Raw genomic sequence first — 19856 nt, forward strand, 5'->3', positions numbered from 1 at the left:
TGTGCCAGGGCGCCGGCCGCGCCGTGACCCCGCGCGCCTCCTGCGCCCCGGCCCGTCGCGCCTGTCGCACGGCACCGTTCATGGCAGTACTCCACCCGGCCCGCCCGACCCGCCGCAACCGAATTCGCCCGCCGCCGGGCCCGCCCTCAACGGCCGCCGTCCACCGTGGCGTTGACTCACCGTGCGGTACAGTACGTACTGTTTGGTTTGATTTCCGGCCGGGGGAGGACGTGTGGCTCAGCAGGACCGGGCTGTCCGGACCCGGCGCGCCGTGCTGCGGGCAGCGGCGGCGGTATTCGCCGAGCGCGGCTACGCGGCGGCCACCATCTCCGAGATCCTCAAGCGGGCCGGTGTCACCAAGGGCGCCCTGTACTTCCACTTCGACTCCAAGGCGGCCCTCGCCCAAGGGGTGTTACAGGAGCAGCTGACACCCCAGTACCACCTGCCCCGCGAGTTGAAGTTACAGGAGTGGGTGGACGCGGGCATGACCCTGGCCAGGCGGCTGCCCAGGGAGCCCTTCCTGCTCGCCGGTGTCCGCATCTCCGCCGACCGGCCCGGCCGTGACGTGCTCGGCAGCGCCTGGCCTGCCTGGGCGCGGCTGACCTCGCGCGTGCTCACCGAGGCCAAGAAACGAGGCGAGGTGCTGCCGCACGTGGTGCCCGAGGAGACCGCCCAGGTGTTCCTCGGCGCCTGGGTGGGCGCGCAGTTCGTCTCGCAGACCCTGGCCGGCTGGGCGGACCTGGACGACCGCACGGCCGCGCTGTACAGCCACCTCCTCGCCGCGATCGCGGCCCCGCCCGTCCTCACCCGGATCGACACCGCGCCGGACCGCGGCGCCCGGGTGATCGCCGAGGCCCGGCGGCGGTCCGGGGACCTGGCGGGCATCGCCTGCTGACCCGGCCGGCCGCCTCGCCCGGTAAACCGCGCAGCTGGTTTGTTCCCGGCGAGGCCGGATCGCGCGCGCGTCATACGAGGTAGGCGAGGCATCCCCCAGGCCGGATCGCGCGTCAGACGAAGCCGGCCAGGAATCCCTTCAGCAGGGCGTGCAGGAGCTCCGGCCGTTCCATGTGCAGGTCGTGCCCGGTACCGGGGACACTCACCGCCACGGCCGGCGGTCGCAGCGCGAGCATCGCGTCGATGTCCGGCCGCGGGACCAGGCTGGACCGGGCGAAGACGGCGAGGGTGGGACAGCGGACCCGCCGCCACGCGGGCAGGGAGGAACACCGGGCGGTCTCCGCCAGCGCGGCGACCATCACGTCCCGGTCGAACCGGGGGCGCCAGCCGTCCTCGTGACGCTCCAGGCCGGCCGCCCAGCCCTCGCCCACCGGGCCGCCGCCGAAGAAGGAGACCGCCGCCGCCCGGGAGGGGAACGGCACCGGCCACGAGTCCAGCCACGCGCCGATGTCCCGGGGCGCGCGGGGATCGGGGTCGCGGGGCGCGGCCTCGACCAGGACGAGCGCGCGGACCAGCGCGGGGTGGGCGGCGGCGGTCAGCAGCGCCGTGTGACCGCCCAGCGACTGCCCCACCAGCACGGGCCGGTCCAGCCCCAGCTGCCCGGCGACCGCCACCACGTCCGCCACGAAGGCCGCGCGCGAGACATCGCCGGGGTGCCGCTCGCTCGCGCCGTGCCCGCGCTGGTCGACCGCGACCATCCGGTGACGCCCCGACAACCTCTCGGCCAGGGCGTCCCATTCGCCGGTGTGGCCGGCCAGCCCGTGCAACAGCACCACGGCGGGGCCCGGCCCGCCGCCCCCGTCACGGCAGACCAGCCGGACCCCGTCCCGCACGACCACCCGCTCCGACCACTCCATGACCCGTTCCTCGCCTACCGCGGTTCGTCACTGCCGGCCGCGCGCCCCACGGCCCGCCGATGGGCGTCCGTCCGGCTCACGGCTGTCCGCCGCGCTCCAGTGGGATCCGCTCGCCGGCCTCCACCGCCACCGGCAGCCGGTTCCCGGCGGGCGGCAGCGGGCAGGTCGCCAGGTCGGTGTAGGCGCACGGCAGGTTCCCGGCGCGGTTGAAGTCGAGCGTGACGGTACCGTCGGGGCCCGGCGCGTCGATGTACAGCGAGCGGTTCGCCGCGTACGTCGTCACGCCCGAAGTGGCGTCCGTGAACAGCACCATGAGACCGCGGGGACCGCCGCCGTCGAACGCGGTGAGCCGGTGCCGCGCGCCGGCCAGCTCGAACTCGACCTCGCCGGGGGAGTCGTAGACGTGCTCCAGCCCCTCCACGGCGGCGCTGACGGTGACCGGCCGCGGCTCCTCGTAGGGCAGGAACCGGCCGGTGACGACCCAGCGCGGGTCCGGGGCGTAGACGGGGGTGTGGCGGAAGGCGGTGCGCAGCGGGTTGCCGGGGTGGCGGGGCCGCAGGATGTCGTGGCCGCCGCGCCGGGCGACTTCCAGCCGGGCCTCCCCCCAGTCGGCGTACCGGCTCTCCCGCTCGGGGACGGCCCCGAACGCGTACCGGCCGCGCACCACCGTGCCGTCCACGGTCAGTTCCTCGCCCTCGGCCAGTTCGACCACCACTCCGTCCCCGGTGGCCGACCAGGTGCCGGGGGCGTCGTCGAACCGGGCCGGCTCCGGGCCCAGCCAGTGCAGGCCGGTGATGGCGAGGAAGCCGTGCGGTCCGGCCAGCGCCTCCTCCTTGGCCCGGTGCCACTCCTCCCACTCCTTGACGAAGGCCGGCCGGTCGATGTCCTGGACGGTCATGTCCACTCCTTCACGTCGGTGCTGCCGGTGGAGTCCCGCGTCCGTTCCAACCACCGTGCCCCGGCCGTTCATCCCGGGCACGGCACCGCTGTGTCAGGGGCATATCCCGGTGATGCGAACGTTTCGCCGCGCGCCGGGACCGTCCGGTGCGGGGTTGTGTGGAGCCGGTCACTAGGATGTGACACCAAGACAACCATGCGACCGGCCCGTTCCATGCGTGCCGGTCGGGGTCGCCGATGCCAGGGACCGCTCCCCGGGCTGCGGTGATCTTCCTTCCCAGGAGGACCCTCCGCATGTTCCGACGAATAGGCAACGCCGTCGTCCGTCATCCCATTTGGACGATCGTGGCGTGGCTGATAGCCGCGGTGGCGATAGTCGCCACCGCCCCGAGCCTGCCCTCCAACAGTGACGAGAGCAGTTTCCTACCCAAGAGTTACGAGTCCATCAAAGCGGCGGATCTCCAGCAGAAGGCGTTCCCCAGCGCCTTCACCCCGTCCGCGATCGCGCTCTACCAGCGCACCGACGGCGGCAAGCTCACCGCCGCCGACCAGAAGGATGTCGCCCGGATCACCACCGAGCTGGGCAAGAAGCACATCGACCAGGTCCAGAAGGTCGTCCCCGGCCCGCCGTCGAAGGACGGCAAGTACACCATGACCCTGGTGCAGATGGACAGCAAGAACGCCGGTCAGCCCAAACAGGCCGACGCGGCGAAGGAGTTGCGTGAACAAGCCAAGCAATTGGCCAAGGGCACGCACCTCGACGTCAAGCTCGGCGGTTCCGCCGCGCAGGCACTCGACCAGCAGGACTCGTCCAAGCGGGGCGAGGCGCTGATCGGCATCGGCACCTTCGTCATCATCCTGGTGACCCTGCTGATCATCTTCCGGGCGCCGATCCTGGCCGTGCTCCCCTTGGTGCTGATCGGCCTGGTGTCGGCTGTCGCCAACGGTCTGATCGCCTACGCCACCAAGCTGTTCGGCCTCCAGGCCAACAGCTCGATCTCGTCGATCCTCATCGTCGTACTCTTCGGCGTCGGTACCGACTACTTCCTGTTCCTGATATTCCGCTACCGCGAGAGTCTGCGCGCCGGGGACGAACCCAAGCAGGCCATGATCAACGCGGTGGACCGGGTCGGCGAGGCCATCGCCTCGGCGGCCGGAGCGGTCATCATCGCCTTCCTCGCCCTGGTGCTCTCCACGCTGGGCTTCCTGAAGCAGATGGGCCCGGCGCTCGCCATCGCGGTCGGCGCCACCCTGGTCGCCGGCCTGACCCTGATCCCCGCCGTGGTCTCGCTGATCGGCCCGAAGGTCTTCTGGCCGTCGAAGTCCTGGCAGAAGGAGCCGCAGAACGCCCGCTTCGCCGCCCTCGGGCGCGGTGTCCAGCGCCGCCCGGCGCTGACCGCCGTCGTCTCCGGGCTCGTCCTGCTGGTCCTGTCGATCGGCACCCTCGGCTACAAGGCCACCTTCGACCTGGCCTCGGGCTCCATGCCCGACACCAAGGAGTCCATGGTCGTCCAGGACCAGATGCAGAAGGCGTACTCGGCGGGCGCGGCGGCTCCCACCGACGTCTATCTGACCAGCACCGACGGCAAGCAGCTGGACGGGTCCCGGTTCAAGGAGTACGCGCGGAAGCTGGGTGAGGTGGACGGCGTCGCGAGCGCCCGGATGACCCAGCTCAACAAGGAGGGCACCACCGCCGACTTCACCGTCACGCTGAAGTACGAGGCGTCGACGGACAAGGCGATCGACGCCGTGGGCCGGGTCCGCGACGTCGCGCACTCGGCGGCGCCCGACGGCACCGAGGCGTTCGTCGGCGGCATGTCCTCGATCTACAAGGACATCGACGCGGCGGTCAACCACGACTACCGGACGGTCTTCCCGGTCGCCGCCATCCTCATCATGATCATCCTGGGGCTGCTGCTGCGCAGTGTGGTCGCCCCCTGGTACCTGATCGCCTCCGTGGGCCTCGGCTTCGGTGCCACCCTCGGCGCCACCGTGTGGATCTTCCAGGACTGGCAGGGCCACTCGGGGCTGATGTTCATGCTGCCGGTGATCATGTACCTCTTCGTGGTCGCGATCGGCACCGACTACAACATCCTCATGATCGCCCGGCTGCGCGAGGAGGCCCGTGAGGGCCGGGAGCCGCGCGAGGCGGCCGGCATGGCCCTCCGGCACGCCGGACCGACCGTGGCCGCGGCGGGCTTCATCCTGGCGGCCACCTTCGCCACGATGATGCTGGCGGGCAACTCGCTGCTGTCGGAGATGGGCTTCGCGGTCTCCTTCGGCATCGTGGTGGCCGCGTTCGTCATGGCGATGTTCTTCACCCCGAGCCTCACGGCCCTGATCGGCCACGCCGCCTGGTGGCCGGGCCACGGGGACCGGGCCCGCACGCCGGACGCCGGAGCCGCCGGTTCCGGTCCGGTCCGGAGTGACGAGGACCGGGACACCACCGCCCACGATCCGGCCGGCCGCCGCGGCTAGCGGCAGCCACAAGGAGTGACGAGTCCTGCCGGGCCGCTTGGCCCGGCAGGACTCTTTTCTGCCCCGAACCGGTCAGGTCGCGGTCCGGTCAGGACGGGGCGCGGCGAGATGTGCGGCTCGCCAGGTGGCCCGCTCAGGACGCGGCCCGGCCGATGGTGTGGCCCGGCCGGTGGTGTGGCCGGCCGGGTCCTCGGGAGCCGGAGGGGGTGATCCGGGCGCGTGTGTGTGTCACGCCTCCGGCGAGAGGGGCCGGACGGCGACCGCGTCGACCTCGAACAGCATGCCGGGCAGCGCGAGGCACGCCACGCCGCTCAGTGTCTGGGCCGGCAGCCGGTCCCCGAAGCGCGCGTGCAGGGCCTTGCCGAGGACCTCCAGCTTCGCGGCGTCGTGGTCGACGATGAACGTGCCGAGCCGGACGACGTGTTCGTACCCGAGCCCCTCCGCCTCCAGCGCCAGCCGCAGCCGGTCGAAGGCCAGCTCGACCTGGGTGGCGAAATCGCCGGGCACCGGGGCGCCGGTGGCGTCGGAGGCGTACTGGCCCGCGATGAAGACGAGCGGGCCCGGTGCCGAGACGGCGTGGCTGTAGCCGAAGGGGGTGGGGTCGTGCAGGGTGGCCGGGTTGGTGATCGTGCGCACGTCGCGGGCCATGGATGGTGCTTCCTTCCGTCGGGCACGGCGGCCCCGGCAGACGGGGTACGCCGTATGCGGTACGAGGGCGACAGCCGCCTCCAGCCACCGCAACGCCCGGCAGGCCCCTGCCATTCCCCCTCCCCGGGGGCCCACGTCCCCTTCCTGGCCCCGTTGATCCGGCGATCGACCGGCAATTGATCCGGCGATCGGCCGGCGCTCGGCGCGGCGCTCGGTGAGCGCGCGCCACATGCTCGTGTGAGCCCTGTACGCGCCCCCCGCCGCACGGCAAGACTGCGCTCTCGGCGGGCGGTTGGCCGTCCGCCGCCCGCTCCCTCTCCCGAGCCCGGAAAGGCAGGTCGGCCGCTGTGCTGCTGCGTCTGCCCACGTCCATACCGGAAGCCCGGCAGTGCCTCGCCGACGGGGCCGTGCCGATAGGCGGGGCGACGCTCGTCTGGGCGACCTGGCAGCGCGACGGTTTCCCCGAACTCGCGATGTCGCTCCGCGAGGTGCCGGAGGCGAACGTCGTCGGGCGGGAGACCCTGGGCGGCGCCGTGCTGCTGCACCGTATCGACGCGACGGTGCCCGACGTGCTGCGGCTGGCCGCCGCCACCATCGGCACCGGTGCCGTACGGCGGACCGCCACGGTCGGCGGCAACATCGTCGGCAGTACGCTGCGCTGTCTGCTGCCGGCCGCCCTCGTCCTGGACGCCCGGGCCACGGTCCTGGAGCCCGACGGCGTCCGCGAGGCGGACCTGGCCGAGGTGGTCGCCAAGCGTCCCGTGCTGCTCGGTCTGCGCTGGCGCACGCCCCTCGCCTCGGCCTACCGCAAGCTGCCCGCCGAGCCCGGCGGGGAGCCGCCCCTCGTCGTGGCCTCGGCCCTGCACACCGAGGACGGTGGGCGGCGCCGCCTGCGCGTCGCCGTACGGGACGGCTACGACGTGCTCACCGGCACCACCTGGTGCGATACCGACGCCGACACCGGCACCAACACGGGCGCCGACACGGGCAGCGGCGCCGGGGATGTCCTCGGCGCCCTGCGCGACACGGCTCTGCGCGACTTGCCGGCCACCGCGTGGGAGATCGTCCGCCCGCAGGTCACCGGCCTGCTGGAGGCCGGCGGCCGGGGCTGAGGGCCGCCTTCGGCGGACGCTCGGCGCGGGGCCGGCGGCGTGCCACGGCCGGGACCGCCGGCGTGCCACAGTGGCGGGTATGGCGACACAGGCGGACCTGGCGGACCTGGCGGACGTGGTGGATCTGGCGGTGCTGGTGGGGCTGCAGGCCTCCGGGAAGTCCACTTTCTACGCGCGGTGCCTGTCCGACCGGTACGAGCTGGTCGGCAAGGATCTGTTCCCGCGCGGGGCGCGGAACAAGCAGGCCCGGCAGCTGCGGCTGGTCACGGAGCACCTGGCGGCGGGCCGGTCCGTGGCCGTGGACAACACCAATCCGTCGCCGCGGGAGTGGGCGCCGCTGGTGGCGGTGGCCCGCGCCCACGGGGCGACCGTCACGGCGTACTGGTTCCCGCCGGACGTACCGGGTTCCCTGCGCCGCAACGCCGCCCGCGAGGGCCGCGACCGGGTCCCCGACGTCGGCGTCCTGGCCACCCTCGGGCGGCTGCGCAGACCCACGGTGGCGGACGGGTTCGACGCGGTGTACGAGGTGCGGTTCGACGGCCGGGACGGCTTCGAGGTGCGGCCCTGAGCTAGCCGGAGAATTGTCTGTTTCGTCCGCTTCCTTGCCTGTCTCCAAGAGCGTCCGGGCGCGGAAAGTACAAGATCGGCACGGGCTTCCGGTTTCGGCGGCCGACGGGATACCCCTGGTGGGGGCGGCCCGGCCGGGGCCGCCCGCGAGGGAAGGAGCCCAGCCGTGGACGGTTGGTACGTGGACGACCGCTGCACGAACTGCGACGTGGCCCGGCAGTTCGCGCCCGAGCTGATCGGCGAGGTCGACGGGAAGTCGCGGATCCTGCGCCGGCCGGCCGACGAGGCGGAGAACCGGCGCCTGCACGCGGCGGTGTTCGCCTGCCAGACCCGCTCGATCCGGCCGGTGACCGGCCGTGTGGACCGGTCGCTGGACCCGTTCCCGCTGGCCCTGGACGACGGTGTGCTGATCTGCGGCCACAACTCGACGCACACCGCCGGCGCCAACGCGTACCTGCTGCTGCGGCCGTCCGGCACCCGGATGATGATCGACACCCCGCGCTGGAGCCGTGAACTCGCCGGGCGCTACACGGCCGGCGGCCCCGTCACCGATGTGCTGCTCACCCATCGCGACCACGCCGCGCACGGCCGCCGCTACGCCGACCATTTCGGCGCCCGGCTGTGGATCCACGAAGGCGACCTGGACGCGGCACCGGACGCCGACCGGGTGATCCGCGGCCTGGAACCGGTGGAGATCGCCGAAGGCGTCACCGTCCACCCCCTGCCCGGACACACCCGGGGCAGCGTCCTGTACCTCGCCGACGACCGGTACTGCTTCAGCGGCGACAGCTTCTACTGGTCGCGGACGACCGGGGACCTGGAAGTCGCCGACAGCGTGACCTGGCACTCCATCGAGGAACTGGCCGCGTCCCTGGCCAGGACGGCGGACCGGCTGCGGTTCGAGTGGGTGCTGCCGGGCCACGGGGACCGGCGTCGGCTGCCGGCCGACGAGATGTCCCGGCGGCTGCGCGCCCTGACGGAACGCGCGCGCCTGCTGCGCCCCCGGCCGGTCGACTTCACGGCGGTGCGCTGGTAGGCGGGAGCGGCCGCACTTCGCTGACGGGGCATCAGTAACGGCCCGTGCCGCGCGCGGCACACCAGCAGGCTCTCCACGTCCGAGCGGGGGATCTCCACGCTCGCGCCGCCGGTGGGCTGACGGTAGATCTTCTTGCCGTAGCGCAGGCAGAACTCGGCGCGCGCACACCGTGCAGGCCGTCGCCCCGCCGCACGTCGACACCGCCGCGACGATCCGCGAGGGCCTGGGACTGCACGACGCGGAGGCCTTCGCGCTGACCCACCAAGCGTGCGTCAGCAGCCGGGGCGCGATCGACCTGGCGGGCGAACTGCTGCGCGCCGAGGCCGGAAAGAGGCGCTCACCGGCGACCGGGACGCCCGGTTCGTATGGCTGTGCAACTTCGAGGTGGAGAACCAGTGGGCGCGCTCCTAATCGTCGACACCCGGGACCCCGGTTTCCGGGCCGAGCTGATCCCGACCGTCGGGATGCGCGGCGCGCGCATCTCCGCCCTCACGCTCGACGGCGACGCAGGCCGGCTGCCAGGTGTTGCGGTAGATGCCGCACAGCGCCTTCACGATCGCCGGTTCGTAGACGACGGTGACCGCGGAGGTCCCCCCGTCGGAGGAGTCGGTGGGCAGGAACGCCGTCTCCTGGTCGACGATGATGATGAAGTGCTGGGCCTCGTCCGACGTCCGGACCTCCGCCCCCGAGTCCAGGTTCTGCTGGAGGATCGCCCGGAAACTGGGAGGGCACCTGGCCGAGTGGGGGTACAGCGTCCGCAGTCGCACCCCGCGCCGGACCGCGTCGTAGGAGAGCCGGAGGGTGTCTTTGAGGGTCTGCGTCTCATAACTGCACACCGGCCACATCGTGAGGATCTCCCCCTATCGAACGCCGAACCGGGGGGAAGGACGCAGACCACGGACGGCCGGGTGGGCGCCGGCCGGAGAAGGGCGCGAGCGCCGAGCGGCCCGGGAGCGGACCGGCCGGCACGCGCGCCGGTGGGGCGGTACGGCGGTCAGGACAGCAGCCGCTCCGCCATCTGCCGCGCCCGCCGGAAGGGTTCGACGCTGCGCTCGCTCATCGCGGTGACCACGGCCCCGTCCATGAGCAGCGTGAACTGCTCCGCCAGCTCCGGCGCCCCGGTGTGGCCGGCGTCCTCGATCAGGCCGCGCACGTAGTCGGCGACCTTGCGCTTGTGCTCGACCGCGAGCCGGTGGACGGCGCTGCCGGGTTCCTTCGCCATCTCCGCCATGGCGTTGATGAAGGCGCAGCCGCGGAACGCGCTGTCCCGCGCCCCCTCGGCCAGGGCGTCGAAGACGGCCAGGGGTGCGCCGCCGAGGGCCTCCACCCGTTCCCGCAGCCACTGCCTCCAGTGCTCGTCCCGGCGCTCCAGGACCGCGGACACCAGATCGTCCTTGCCGTCGAAGTGCCGGTAGAGGGAGGCGCGCCCGACGCCGGAGTGGGTCAGGAGGCGCTCCAGGCCGACTCCGTTGATGCCCTCCTCGTAGAAGAGCTCATCGGCTGCCTGCAGCAGGCGGTCACGTGCGCGCGTCGGCATGGGGCCAGGGTAGTCGCCCTTGACGCTAAACGGAACCGACCGATACCGTCCCGGCCAAGATGGTACCGATCGGTACCGAAATCGAGGAGGGTTCATCGTGGGTAAGTCCGTCCCGGACCCGAAGAGCGGGACGCCCCGGAGGAAGACCGGCGAGACAGAGTCCGCCGCGCCGTGGCGGGGAGTCCTCGTCCTGGCATTCGGCGCCTTCGCCATCGGTACGGACGAGTTCGTGCTCGCCGGTGTCCTGCCCGAGTTGGGCGACTCCCTGTCCGTCGGCATCACCACCGCCGGGCAGGTGGTCACCGTGTTCGCGCTGACCTGCGCGGTGATGGCGCCGGCCCTGGCCACCCTCACCGCGGCCTGGCCGCGTCACAAAGTGCTCAAGCTGTCCGTGCTGATCTACCTGCTGGGCGTCGTGGGGACCGGTCTCGCGCCCTCGTTCCCCGTGGTCCTGGCGGCCCAGGTCGTCGCCGCGGTCGGCGCCGGCCTCTACATCCCGGCGGCCAGTGTCACCGCCTCCGCGCTGATGGGGCCCGAACGCCGCGGCCGGGCCATCGCGGCCGTCACGACGGGACTCACCGCCGCCACCGCACTGGGCGCGCCCATCGGCACCGTCGTGGGCAGCGTCCTGGACTGGCGGGCGACGATGTGGTTCATCGCCCTCCTCGCCGTGCTGAGTCTGTTCGGCGTGTTCACCCTCGTGCCGGCGGTGGTCGCAGGGGCTCCGGGAGGTCTGCGCCGGCGCCTCGCCCCGCTCGGCGACCGCCGCGTGGTCGCCGTGCTCGCCGCGACGCTCGTCGCCTTCACCGCGGCCTACATCGTCTACACCTATATGGCCGAGGTGTTCCACCCCGCCACCGGCGGCGACGGCAGGAAACTGGCCATCCTGATGTTCGCCTTCGGCCTGACGGGCATGGTCGGCAACTTCTACGCCGGGACGCTGGCCGACCGGTTCGGGGCACGTGTGGTGGTGGGCGGCGCGGTCACGCTGCTCGCGGCCAGCCTCCTCGTACTGCCGCTCGCCACTGGCTCGTTCGCCGCGGCCGCCGTCGTCATCGTGGTGTACGGCATCGCGGCATGGGGCATCACGGCGCCGCAGCAGTCGCGCCTGATCTCCCTCGACCCGGAGTCGGCGCCCCTCCTGATCTCCCTCAACGCCGCGTTCCTCTACCTTGCCATCGCCCTGTCCGGCGTCATCGGCGCGGTGGGCATCAGCACCATCGGGGCCCGGAACATCAGCCTGGTCGGCGCCGCGGTGGCCGTGCTCGCGCTGGGCCTGTCCGAACTGGGCCACCGGCTGGCCCAGAACGCCCGGGCGCGGACGGCCAAGGCCACCGCGTAGTCGGCCGACGTGTCATTCAACCCGTGGGGAAGGCCGTTCCATGTGTGCGGAATCGCTGGATGGGCGGACTTCGAACGCGACTGAGCCGGATCGTCGCCGACCCGAACGCGCGGGCGCCGCCGCTGCTGAACGTCGAGGCGATCCGCTCCCACCTCGCCGAGCCGGTCGACACCCGGTACTCGATGATGCAGCGTCCCGTCTATACGGAGATCCCCGTCCGGCTGAACGCCTGGATGGAACTCCACGGCGTCGACACGCGGAGCCTGCCGGTCTGGGCCCCGGGGCCCGCGGTGTGCGCTGGAAGGGGCCCCGCCGGGACCTCTTCCGGCGCACCCGTGCCGCCGGGGCCGGTTCACCACCGTCCCGCACGCTCGGCGTGCTCAGAACTCCTCGTCGGCGAAGTCGTCCTCGTTCAGCTCGGACGAGGAGAAGAGGCCCTGCATCATCCCCTCCAGGTCCAGCTCCTTGGCGCCGGCCGGAACGGTGGGCGCGATGCCGTCGCTCATCCGCACGATCAGACCGAGCTTCTTGACCTTGGCGGTCTCGGCCAGCTTGGCGAGGTCCACGTTCACCTCGGACAGCTCACCGTTCTTGAGCGTGAAGTCCGCCGTCACCTTGGCGTTCGGGGCGTCCTTCAGGTCCTTGTCCGTCGGCAGGTCCATGCCCGGGGGCAGATCCTTCGCCAGCGGGCGGAGCTCACCGATCATCTCGGTCATCAGGGTGCGGAAGGGAGCCGTGGCGGTGATGTGCTCGGTGTCACCGTCCCCGTCGGCCGTCTTCAGCTTCACCTCGCGGGCGACGACCTCGCGCAGCGACTTCATGAGCTTCTTCTGCGTCTTGGCGTCCAGGGACGGGGCGGGCGAGGGGCCGTCCTCGTCCTCCTGGCCGGCGAAACCGGCCTTCTTCATCTCCTTGATGCCGTACTTCACCCACTTGCCCTCAAGGACGTCCTTGAACGCCCCGGCCTCCGCGGGCAGTTCGTCGGCGGGCATCACGGGGGTGCCCGTCAGCCTGCCGATGGCGTCGGTGTCGGCGCGGAGGTAGACGTAGTCACCGATCATCCGGTACTCGGCGAGGTCACCGTCCGGGCTGCTGATCTTCATGGCCATGCCGACGAGGTCCTTCTCACCGGACTCGGCGAGCGGCTTCTTCGACTGCACGGTGAGCGTGATCTTCGCGTCGCCGATCAGCTTCGCGACCTCGTCCGGCATCTCGTCGCCGGGCTCGGGCTCGGACTTGGCGTCCAGCGCCTTCAGGGAGGCGGCGTCGGTGTCCAGGTCCAGCTCGAAGGAGAGCGTCTTCTTCTCGCCGAGCTTGTCGAAGGCCTGGTCGAGCTTCTTGCCGGCGGAGAGCTGCTCCACCGTTCCGCAGGCGGCGGAGCCCGCGAGGACGGCACCGACGACGGCGGTGGCGGTGAGGGTCTTGCGTATGGCGCTGATGATGGTCTCCTTGTAGACGCGACCACGGTGTGATCGATCAGAAGACTCACAAGCCGCGCACAAGGTTGCACCCCATTTTTCAACCGCGTCCGGTGATCCGGTCGCACCGCCCGAGGAACCGGAAGCCGTTTCCTTCCGTCTGATAGAGGAAGTACCCCTCGCCGCGCGGTGTGTCGATGCTCCGGGGGCTGTCGGCGGTGAAGCGGAGGGACTTGGCGAGCCCCTGGTACGTGAGGTCCGACAGCCGCTCGGCGACCGCCCCGGAGGTGACGCCGGCCGGGTCGCCCAGCGACTCCAGGGCCCGCGCGACCAGTCCCACCGCGTCGTACGCCTCCGCAGCCCAGCGGCCGGGCGCGGTGCCGTAGGCCGCGCGGTGGGCGGACCGGAAGGCGCCGGACACGCTGCCGGGATCGGTGAACGGGGCGCCGAACACCCAGCCCTGGGCCGCCGCACCGGCCTGCCGGAGGAAGGCCGGGCGCATGAGGTGCCAGGTGCCGAGGCGCGGCCCGGTGAAACCGGCCTCCGTGAGGGCGCGGGCGCAGCGCGCCGCGCGCCGCGCCGATGTCCCGGTGAAGACGACGGCCTGGGCCCGGCCGGCGAGCGCGGCACGGACGGCGGGGGAGAAGTCGTCGCTCCCGGCCGGCACGGGGTACACGCGGGTCGTGCCCTCGCCGGGCGGACGCTCTGTGAGCGAGTCGACCAGGTCGGAGCCCACGCGGCCCGCCGCCCGGTCGTCGATCACGGCGGTACGGTCCACCGGCCGTACGGCGGTCAGGTACGCGATCAGCGCAACCGCCAGGAACTGCTCCGGGGAGCGGGTGACGCGCAGGGTCCGCAGGGTGTCGTCGTCGTCCAGCCGGGGATCGTCCAGGGAGACCAGGACCATGGCGGTGCGCTCGGCTTGGTAGCGCGGCGCCGCGGCCAGTGCCGCGGGGAGCGTGTTCGGTCCGAGGACCGCGCGCACGGCGGCCTCGGTGAAGTGCTCGGCGGCCCGCCGGGCCCCGGTGGCGTCGCCCCGGTCGTCGAAGGTGTCGAGGGCGAGCCGGAAGGCGATGCCCGCGCGCGCGTTGTGACGCGCTACGGCGAGACGCGCGCCGCGCTCCTGGGCCACGCCGTCCGCCTGGTCCGCACCGCTCAGATCGGCCTGGAAGCCGAGGGTGTGCACGGGCGGCCCGCCGCCGGGCCCCCGGCCGAGCGTCAGATAGGCTGCGGCCCCGCCGCCGAGGGCCAGCACCGAGGCCGCCGCGCCCCCCACCGCCAGCACCCGCCGCCGGGCCGGCGCGCGGTCCCCGGCCGCGGCCGTCGGCGCCGGGTCCGCGACGGTCTCCTCGTCATCCGGCCGGACGGGGGCGCGCCGGGGAGCGGGTACGTCCAGCGCGCGTGCGGAGCGTTCGGCGACCAGGCGCACCACGGCGGGCGGCAGCCAGCCTTCGGCACCGCTTTCGGCGGCCCCTGCGTCCCGCGCCGGCCGCGACCGGGGATCCACCAGCGCCGCCCGGACCCGTGCGGCACTCGGGCGGCGCGCGGGGTCCTTGGCGAGGCAGCCGCCGATCAGCGGGCGCAATCCGGCGGGTACGCCCGCCAGGTCCGGGTCCTCGTGCACCGTGCGGAACAGCACCGCCGCCGCGTGCCCGGTGCCGAACGGGCGCCGGGCCGAGGCCGCGTACGCCAGCACGCACCCGAGGGAGAAGACGTCGCTCGGCGGGCCGACCTCCTCGGCGCGGGCGCGGGCCTGTTCCGGCGACAGGAAACCGGGTGTCCCCACGACGGCGTCGGGCGCGGTGAGCGCGGTGGCACCGGCGGCGAGGGCGATGCCGAAGTCGATGAGCCGGGGGCCGTCGAGGCCCAACAGCACGTTCCCCGGCTTCACATCACGGTGCACCAGACCCGCCGCGTGCACGGCGGTCAGTGCCTCGGCCAGCCGGGAGCCCAGCACCCGTACCGCGGCCACGGGCAGCGCTCCGTGCCCGTCGACCGCTTCCGCCAGGGCGGGGCCCGGCACGAACTCCGTGGCCAGCCAGGGCGAACGGGCCTCCGGGTCGGCGGCCACGACCGGCACCAGCCACCGTCCGGACAGCCCGCGTACGGCCGTCACCTCGCGCCGGAACCGGGCCCGGAAGGCGGGGTCCGCCGCGTGCTCGGCGCGGATCACCTTCAGCGCGACGAGCGCTCCGCCGGTGCTCCGGGCGAGATAGACGACACCCATGCCGCCGGCGCCGAGCCGGGCCAGCAGCCGGTGGCCGCCGATGTCCTTTGGGTCGTCCGCGGCGAGCGGGCGCATCACAAGGTCGCCTCGCCCGCGTAGGCGTACCGGCCGCCCCTCACCTCGTAGCGGAACACGTCGTACCCCTTGAGCTGCCGGTTCTCATCGAACGCGTAGGTGCGCACCAGCCCCTTGTACGTGCCCTTCGCCAGCAGGCCGTACAGCCGGGTCCGGGAGGGCCGCCCGCCCGCCTCGGTGATCCGGGCGATGACCATGCGGGCCACGTCGTAGGCCTCCGCCGCCCAGTACGGGGGCGCGGAGCCGTAGCGCCCGCGGTAGGCGGCGGCGAAGCCGCGTACGCGCGCGGCCGACGGGTCGATGTACGGCGCGAACACCTGCCAGCCCTCGGCGGCCTCGCCCGCGGCGGCCGGGAACTCCTGGCCGGCGGCCGGGTAGCCGAGGACGCGTACGCCGGTGAAGCGCCTCTCGGCGAGCGCGCGGGCGACGGCCGCCGCACGCGCCGGGGTGCCCGTGTAGACGAACCCGTCCGGCTCGCGCGCCAGCATCCGGGCGACCACCGGGGCGAGGTCACCGGCGAGCCGGGGTACGACCCGTGGCTCGGCCGGGATCCTGACGGTGCCGAGGGCCTGGAACGTGGTGTGGCCGATCTGCCAGGACGGGATGCCGCCGTCTCGGTCGATCAGGATGCCCGCCCGCCGAACGCCCGCCTTGGCGAGCGCCAGGGCGATCAGCGCGGGCGACACCAGGTATCCGGGCACGGCCTGGAGGAAGTGGCGCGGCTCCGACACGCCGTACACCGACTGCGCGGAGGAGGCCGTCACCTGGGGGACGAGCTGTGCGTCGTAGGCGTCCAGGCTCGCGCCGGTGGTCCGGTCACCGGTCGAGCCGATGACGGCGAGCAGGTCGCGGTCGGCGGCCAGGGACCGGGCGGCCCGCACCGCGCGGGACTCGTCGCCGCCGTCGTCGGCGACCGTGAGGGCGAGCGTGAACGGCCTGTCCTTCCGCGCGTTGAACTGCTCGACGGCCAGCCGCACACCGCGTTCCTGGGCCTGTCCGACGGCCCTCTGCGGCCCCGTCAGGTCCGCCTGGACGCCGAGCAGCGGGCGGTGGGCGGCGGGTGCGGGGCCGTCGTCGCGGCGGCTCGCCCAGAAGGCGGCCCCGCCGCCAGCCGCCAGCAGGGCCGCGCCACCGAGGAGCAGGAAGCGGCGGCGGCCGCCGGGGCGCGGCGACGGGTCCGGGCCCCCGGCACCGTCCGCCGGCGGTTCGTCCGCCTCCGTGTCGAGGGCCGTCGCCTCGACGTCCGGCAGCGCGAGCATCGCGGCGGACCGGTCCGCGACCAGCCGTACGACGTCGTCGGGCAGCCAGTCGGCGGTGCCGGCGGGCGTCTTACCGCCGAGCGCCTCGTCCACCTCGCGGGCGGTGGGCCGGGCGGCCGGGTCCTTGGCGAGACACCGTTCCAGCGGCTCGCGCAGACCGGCGGGGAGCCCTTCGAGGTCGGGCTCGTCGTGGACGGTGCGGTAGAGCAGGGCGTGCACGGCCCCGGTGCCGAAGGGCGGGCGCCCGGTGGCCGCGTAGGAGAGGAGGCAGCCGAGGGCGAAGACATCACTGGCGGGGGTGGCCGGGCGGGCCCGCGCCTGTTCCGGCGCCAGGAAACCGGGGGTGCCGACGACCATGCCGTCCGAGGTGAGGGCGGTCTCCTCGGGGGCGCGGGCGATACCGAAGTCGATCAGGCGGGGGCCGTCCAGGGCGAGGAGGACGTTGCCGGGCTTGACGTCGCGGTGCACCAGTCCCGCGGCGTGCACGGCGGTCAGCGCCCGGGCCAGCATCCGGCCGAGCGCGCGCACCGCGGCCGGCGGCAGTGGCCCGCGGGCGGCGACCGCCTCGGCGAGCGAGGGGCCCGGCACGAAGGCGGTGGCCAGCCAGGGCGCGGGCGCGTCCGGGTCGGCGCCGGTCACCGGCACGGCCCAGGGGCTGTCCACCCGGCGGGCGGCGGCGACCTCGCGGCGGAACCGGGCGCGGAACTCGGGCCGGTCGGCGTACTCCGGCAGGATCACCTTGACGGCGGCCAGCTCCCCGGACCGCGCCCGCCCGAGGTACACGACGCCCATGCCCCCGGCGCCGAGCCGTGCGAGCAGCCGGTGCCCCCCGATCCGGGAGGGGTCGGAGGGCCTGAGCTCCTCAGTCACCGGCGACCGTCCTCGGGGATTTCGAGTCCGGGTTCCTCGGCGGCGTCGGGCTCGTGTTCCTCGGGGGTGGCTGGTCGGGGTTTCCCGGGGGTGGTGGGGCCGGTCGTCGCCGGGGAGGTCGCCCCGGTTGCCGTCGGTCGCGGGGTCCCGGCCGTCCTTGCGCCCATGGTCCCCGGTGCCGTCAGGGGCTCGGTTCCGGCGGCCTCCGGAGCCGGGGCCCCGACCATTTCCCGGGTGCTGGCCCCGGTCGTCTCCGGGGTGGTGGGGCCGGTCGCCGCCGGGGTGGTGGGGCCGGTCGCGGGAGGCGGTACCGATCCTGTCGGCGTCCGCCGTTCGATGGCGGCGCGGAGGCTCGCGCGCATCGTGGCGTGCGGTCGGCGCAGCAGGTCCAGCAGGTCGCGCTTGGTCCAGCCCTCGGCGCCCCGGGCCGAGACGGCGAGGGTGAAGCGGCCGATGCGGCTCTGCTCCCAGACGTACGGGTGCGGACCGCCGACATCCTCGCCGGTGTACGTGCCGGACTCGGCCAGGAAATCGTCGGCGAAACCGTTGCCCGAGTCGCCGAGGGCGTTCGGTACGTCGGTCAGGTTCCCGAGCATCTCACCGGGGCGCAGCAGCTGGGAGGGGCAGCGCATCATCTCCTCCAGCACCTCGGCGTTCTCCCAGTCGGCCTGCTCGGCGTCGCGGTGCACCGTGACGACGGCGCTCAGCCGCAGCGGGCCCCTGCCCCCGCGCGCCGGAATCTCGTAGTGGCGGGTCAGACTGGCGAGGACGTCCGCCGGGAGCGCCCGCTGTTCCCAGACGCAGGAATCCCCGAGCACCGCCCACCGCCGCGGGTCGCTCTCGTACGGTTCACGGCGGACGGTGCCGGGGCCGAACGCGGAGGGCCCCGGCATGATGGCGCGGACCAGGGCGGCGGCCTGGTCCCGGGTCCGGGGGAGTCGGGCCGGGTCGGCGTCGACCACGCTGGTCGGCGACGGGCCGGGGCGGGCGGTCCCGCCGCTCCTCGTCCCGGTCGCCGGCCGGTCGGGGCCGTCCCCGCCGGAGGTGCAGCCGGCCAGCAGTAAGCCGCACAGCGCGACGGCGCAGCCGAGGCCCGCCGCCGACCCTCCCAGCACCACGAAGTCCCCCCGGGGGTCGCCCGACCATCATGCGTCGGACCTCATGCTAGGCGGCAACAGGCCGGCCACGTAGGGCAGTTGACGATGGCGTGGCCCGGCTGTGCCACGGCTGTCGCCAAGTCGGGACGGTGTCACCGCCGCGGTCAGTGGCTGTGCTCCGAGTGCTCGCCGGACTCCGGGGAGGGCGCCGCCGGGGTGTCCGGCTGCTCGGCGGGCCGGTCCACCCGGACGGTGAACGCGGCGGTGTGGACCCGGCCGGCGTGCTTGAAGTCCAGGAACAGCCGGTAGGTGCCGGTGCTGGGCGCCGTCGTGGTGAACGAGATGTCCGGTCCCGGCCGCGTCGTGCCGTCCCCGGGCTCGCCGCCCGGGTGCACGTGCAGATAGCCGAGGTCTCCGGAGCGCAGCGCCACCAGGTGGCCGTAGGCACCGAGGTAGGGCTGGAGGTCACGCACCGGCTTGCCGTTCCGGGTCACAGCGAGCGTCAGCTCGCCGTCCCGGCCGGGGGAGAGCCGGCCCCGGAGGCCGACCTGGTACCCGTCGACCTCGGCCGTGGTGGCGGGGGCGGGCAGGGGCGCGGGCGCGTAGGCGCCGGAGGCGGTGAGGTCGGCGCCGAGGGTCAGGCCCTGGCCGCCGTCCGGTGTGAAGTCGGCGAAGACCCGGTAGACACCGGCCCTGGGCAGGGTCAGGGGGGCGGACCAGGTGCCGTCGGCGGCGCGCGTCGGGTGCAGGTGCCGATAGTGGGTCAGGTCCCGGGAGGCGATGATCAGGTGCAGTTCCTTGGTGTGCTCCTCCTCGTAGGCGGTGAGCGGGCGTCCGGTCGCGTCCCGTACGACCGCGAACCGCAGCTCGGTCTTCCGCCCCGCCGTGACGGCCGGGGTCTTCAGGTCGAGGGTGTAGCCCCGCTCCGAGGTCTGCAGTCCGCCGGGCGCCGCCGCGGCGCCGGGGCCCGGCGTGGGGCCGGGGCCCGCGGTGCGCTTTCCGCCCGGTGCGGCGTCCGTGTGCCCGTCGTGTGCCGCGCTCTCGGTCTGGAGGGAGATCTCGCCGACCCCGCCGCCGACGCCGTAGGCGATGCCGAACGCGGCGGCGAGCGCGGCGGCGTAGGCGGTGATCCGCAGCCCGGTGTTCATGGTGACTCCTCGTCTCTTCCCTGCCGGCAGGCGGCCCAACGACCCTCAACATACCCCAGGGGGGTACGTAGTCAAGTCGGCGACACCTTGTTCGTCGATACGGGCCGGGGGTATGTGTGAAGTCGCTTCACCATCAGTGCGCGACGAGAGGATCCGGGCATGACTGGCGGGCGCGCCGCGATGTGACAGGGGGCGCGTCGTCGCCCGGCCGAGCCGCCCGTCCCGTGGCCGGACGACTTGCCGCTGGATAGGGGTAGGGGGTATACCTATGCTTCGTCAGCGCTTGCAATACCCCAACCCTCTAAGGGTATTTGACGCGCTCCGTCTCATCACA

General features: G+C 73.6%; 16 protein-coding genes. 6 read left to right on the top strand and 10 right to left on the bottom strand.

The features are described 5' to 3' along the window. Positions 1–232: 232 nt before the first annotated feature. Positions 233–895, top strand: coding sequence for a ScbR family autoregulator-binding transcription factor (locus ABD350_RS29915; RefSeq protein WP_344351906.1), 663 nt, complete (start codon positions 233–235; stop codon positions 893–895). 112 nt (positions 896–1007) lie between these two features. Here the strand turns inward: ABD350_RS29915 and ABD350_RS29920 are convergent, their stop codons facing one another. Beyond that, on the bottom strand, positions 1008–1811 hold the full coding sequence (locus ABD350_RS29920; protein WP_344351907.1) for an alpha/beta fold hydrolase: 804 nt from the start codon (positions 1809–1811) through the stop codon (positions 1008–1010). A 76-nt stretch (positions 1812–1887) separates the two neighbouring features. After that, entirely contained in the window at positions 1888–2709 is an 822-nt protein-coding gene (locus ABD350_RS29925) for a DUF1684 domain-containing protein (protein WP_344351908.1), read from the bottom strand. A 293-nt stretch (positions 2710–3002) separates the two neighbouring features. Here ABD350_RS29925 and ABD350_RS29930 point away from each other — a divergent pair, with 293 nt between their 5' ends. Continuing rightward, positions 3003–5186 (top strand): MMPL family transporter, encoded by a 2184-nt coding sequence (locus ABD350_RS29930; protein WP_344351909.1) that lies wholly within the window; start codon positions 3003–3005, stop codon positions 5184–5186. Positions 5187–5414: 228 nt separating this feature from the next. Here ABD350_RS29930 and ABD350_RS29935 read toward each other — a convergent pair whose 3' ends face one another. Continuing rightward, positions 5415–5834, bottom strand: coding sequence for a RidA family protein (locus ABD350_RS29935; protein ID WP_344351910.1), 420 nt, complete (start codon positions 5832–5834; stop codon positions 5415–5417). A 347-nt stretch (positions 5835–6181) separates the two neighbouring features. Between ABD350_RS29935 and ABD350_RS29940 the strand changes: the two genes are divergently transcribed. The 3 genes from ABD350_RS29940 to ABD350_RS29950 all read left to right on the top strand — a co-directional run bounded on the left by ABD350_RS29940 (position 6182) and on the right by ABD350_RS29950 (position 8549). Further along, positions 6182–6946 (top strand): FAD binding domain-containing protein, encoded by a 765-nt coding sequence (locus ABD350_RS29940; RefSeq protein ID WP_344351911.1) that lies wholly within the window; start codon positions 6182–6184, stop codon positions 6944–6946. 79 nt (positions 6947–7025) lie between these two features. Continuing rightward, positions 7026–7514 carry an AAA family ATPase gene (locus ABD350_RS29945; protein ID WP_344351912.1) on the top strand — a complete coding sequence of 163 codons (489 nt, stop codon included), beginning with the start codon at positions 7026–7028 and terminating at the stop codon, positions 7512–7514. Between the two features lie 165 nt (positions 7515–7679). Further along, positions 7680–8549 (top strand): MBL fold metallo-hydrolase, encoded by an 870-nt coding sequence (locus ABD350_RS29950; protein WP_344351914.1) that lies wholly within the window; start codon positions 7680–7682, stop codon positions 8547–8549. 407 nt (positions 8550–8956) lie between these two features. Here ABD350_RS29950 and ABD350_RS29955 read toward each other — a convergent pair whose 3' ends face one another. Both ABD350_RS29955 and ABD350_RS29960 read right to left on the bottom strand, forming a co-directional pair. Next, the gene (locus ABD350_RS29955; RefSeq protein ID WP_344351916.1) at positions 8957–9385 is read right to left on the bottom strand and encodes a hypothetical protein; all 429 of its coding nucleotides are present in this window, start codon (positions 9383–9385) and stop codon (positions 8957–8959) included. 158 nt (positions 9386–9543) lie between these two features. Beyond that, positions 9544–10086, bottom strand: coding sequence for a TetR/AcrR family transcriptional regulator (locus tag ABD350_RS29960; RefSeq protein ID WP_344351917.1), 543 nt, complete (start codon positions 10084–10086; stop codon positions 9544–9546). A 97-nt stretch (positions 10087–10183) separates the two neighbouring features. Here ABD350_RS29960 and ABD350_RS29965 point away from each other — a divergent pair, with 97 nt between their 5' ends. Then, positions 10184–11428 (top strand): MFS transporter, encoded by a 1245-nt coding sequence (locus ABD350_RS29965; RefSeq protein WP_344351918.1) that lies wholly within the window; start codon positions 10184–10186, stop codon positions 11426–11428. 380 nt (positions 11429–11808) lie between these two features. Here the strand turns inward: ABD350_RS29965 and ABD350_RS29970 are convergent, their stop codons facing one another. The 5 genes from ABD350_RS29970 to ABD350_RS29990 all read right to left on the bottom strand — a co-directional run bounded on the left by ABD350_RS29970 (position 11809) and on the right by ABD350_RS29990 (position 19522). Further along, the gene (locus tag ABD350_RS29970) at positions 11809–12789 is read right to left on the bottom strand and encodes a hypothetical protein (RefSeq protein ID WP_344352109.1); all 981 of its coding nucleotides are present in this window, start codon (positions 12787–12789) and stop codon (positions 11809–11811) included. 157 nt (positions 12790–12946) lie between these two features. Next, on the bottom strand, positions 12947–15148 hold the full coding sequence (locus ABD350_RS29975) for a bifunctional serine/threonine-protein kinase/ABC transporter substrate-binding protein (RefSeq protein ID WP_344351919.1): 2202 nt from the start codon (positions 15146–15148) through the stop codon (positions 12947–12949). Next, entirely contained in the window at positions 15148–17277 is a 2130-nt protein-coding gene (locus ABD350_RS29980; protein ID WP_344351920.1) for a bifunctional serine/threonine-protein kinase/ABC transporter substrate-binding protein, read from the bottom strand. The genes ABD350_RS29975 and ABD350_RS29980 overlap by 1 nt, the downstream gene beginning before the upstream one ends. Beyond that, a complete protein-coding gene (locus ABD350_RS29985; RefSeq protein WP_344351922.1) occupies positions 17274–18395 on the bottom strand; it encodes a hypothetical protein in 1122 nt (373 codons plus the stop codon). The genes ABD350_RS29980 and ABD350_RS29985 overlap by 4 nt, the downstream gene beginning before the upstream one ends. A 143-nt stretch (positions 18396–18538) precedes the next feature. Continuing rightward, positions 18539–19522, bottom strand: coding sequence for a hypothetical protein (locus ABD350_RS29990; protein ID WP_344351924.1), 984 nt, complete (start codon positions 19520–19522; stop codon positions 18539–18541). Positions 19523–19856 lie beyond the last annotated feature (334 nt).

It is taken from the genome of Streptomyces nogalater (assembly GCF_039532885.1).
In the GTDB taxonomy this organism is placed as follows: domain Bacteria; phylum Actinomycetota; class Actinomycetes; order Streptomycetales; family Streptomycetaceae; genus Streptomyces; species Streptomyces nogalater.

Bases quoted from the DNA above. Each gene is read 5' to 3' on its own strand.
- ABD350_RS29975 (WP_344351919.1), bottom strand. From the start codon at position 15,148: ATGCGCCCGCTCGCCGCGGACGACCCAAAGGACATCGGCGGCCACCGG.
- ABD350_RS29990 (WP_344351924.1), bottom strand. From the start codon at position 19,522: ATGAACACCGGGCTGCGGATCACCGCCTACGCCGCCGCGCTCGCCGCC.
- ABD350_RS29935 (WP_344351910.1), bottom strand. From the start codon at position 5,834: ATGGCCCGCGACGTGCGCACGATCACCAACCCGGCCACCCTGCACGAC.
- ABD350_RS29945 (WP_344351912.1), top strand. From the start codon at position 7,026: ATGGCGACACAGGCGGACCTGGCGGACCTGGCGGACGTGGTGGATCTG.
- ABD350_RS29930 (WP_344351909.1), top strand. From the start codon at position 3,003: ATGTTCCGACGAATAGGCAACGCCGTCGTCCGTCATCCCATTTGGACG.
- ABD350_RS29925 (WP_344351908.1), bottom strand. From the start codon at position 2,709: ATGACCGTCCAGGACATCGACCGGCCGGCCTTCGTCAAGGAGTGGGAG.
- ABD350_RS29920 (WP_344351907.1), bottom strand. From the start codon at position 1,811: ATGGAGTGGTCGGAGCGGGTGGTCGTGCGGGACGGGGTCCGGCTGGTC.
- ABD350_RS29960 (WP_344351917.1), bottom strand. From the start codon at position 10,086: ATGCCGACGCGCGCACGTGACCGCCTGCTGCAGGCAGCCGATGAGCTC.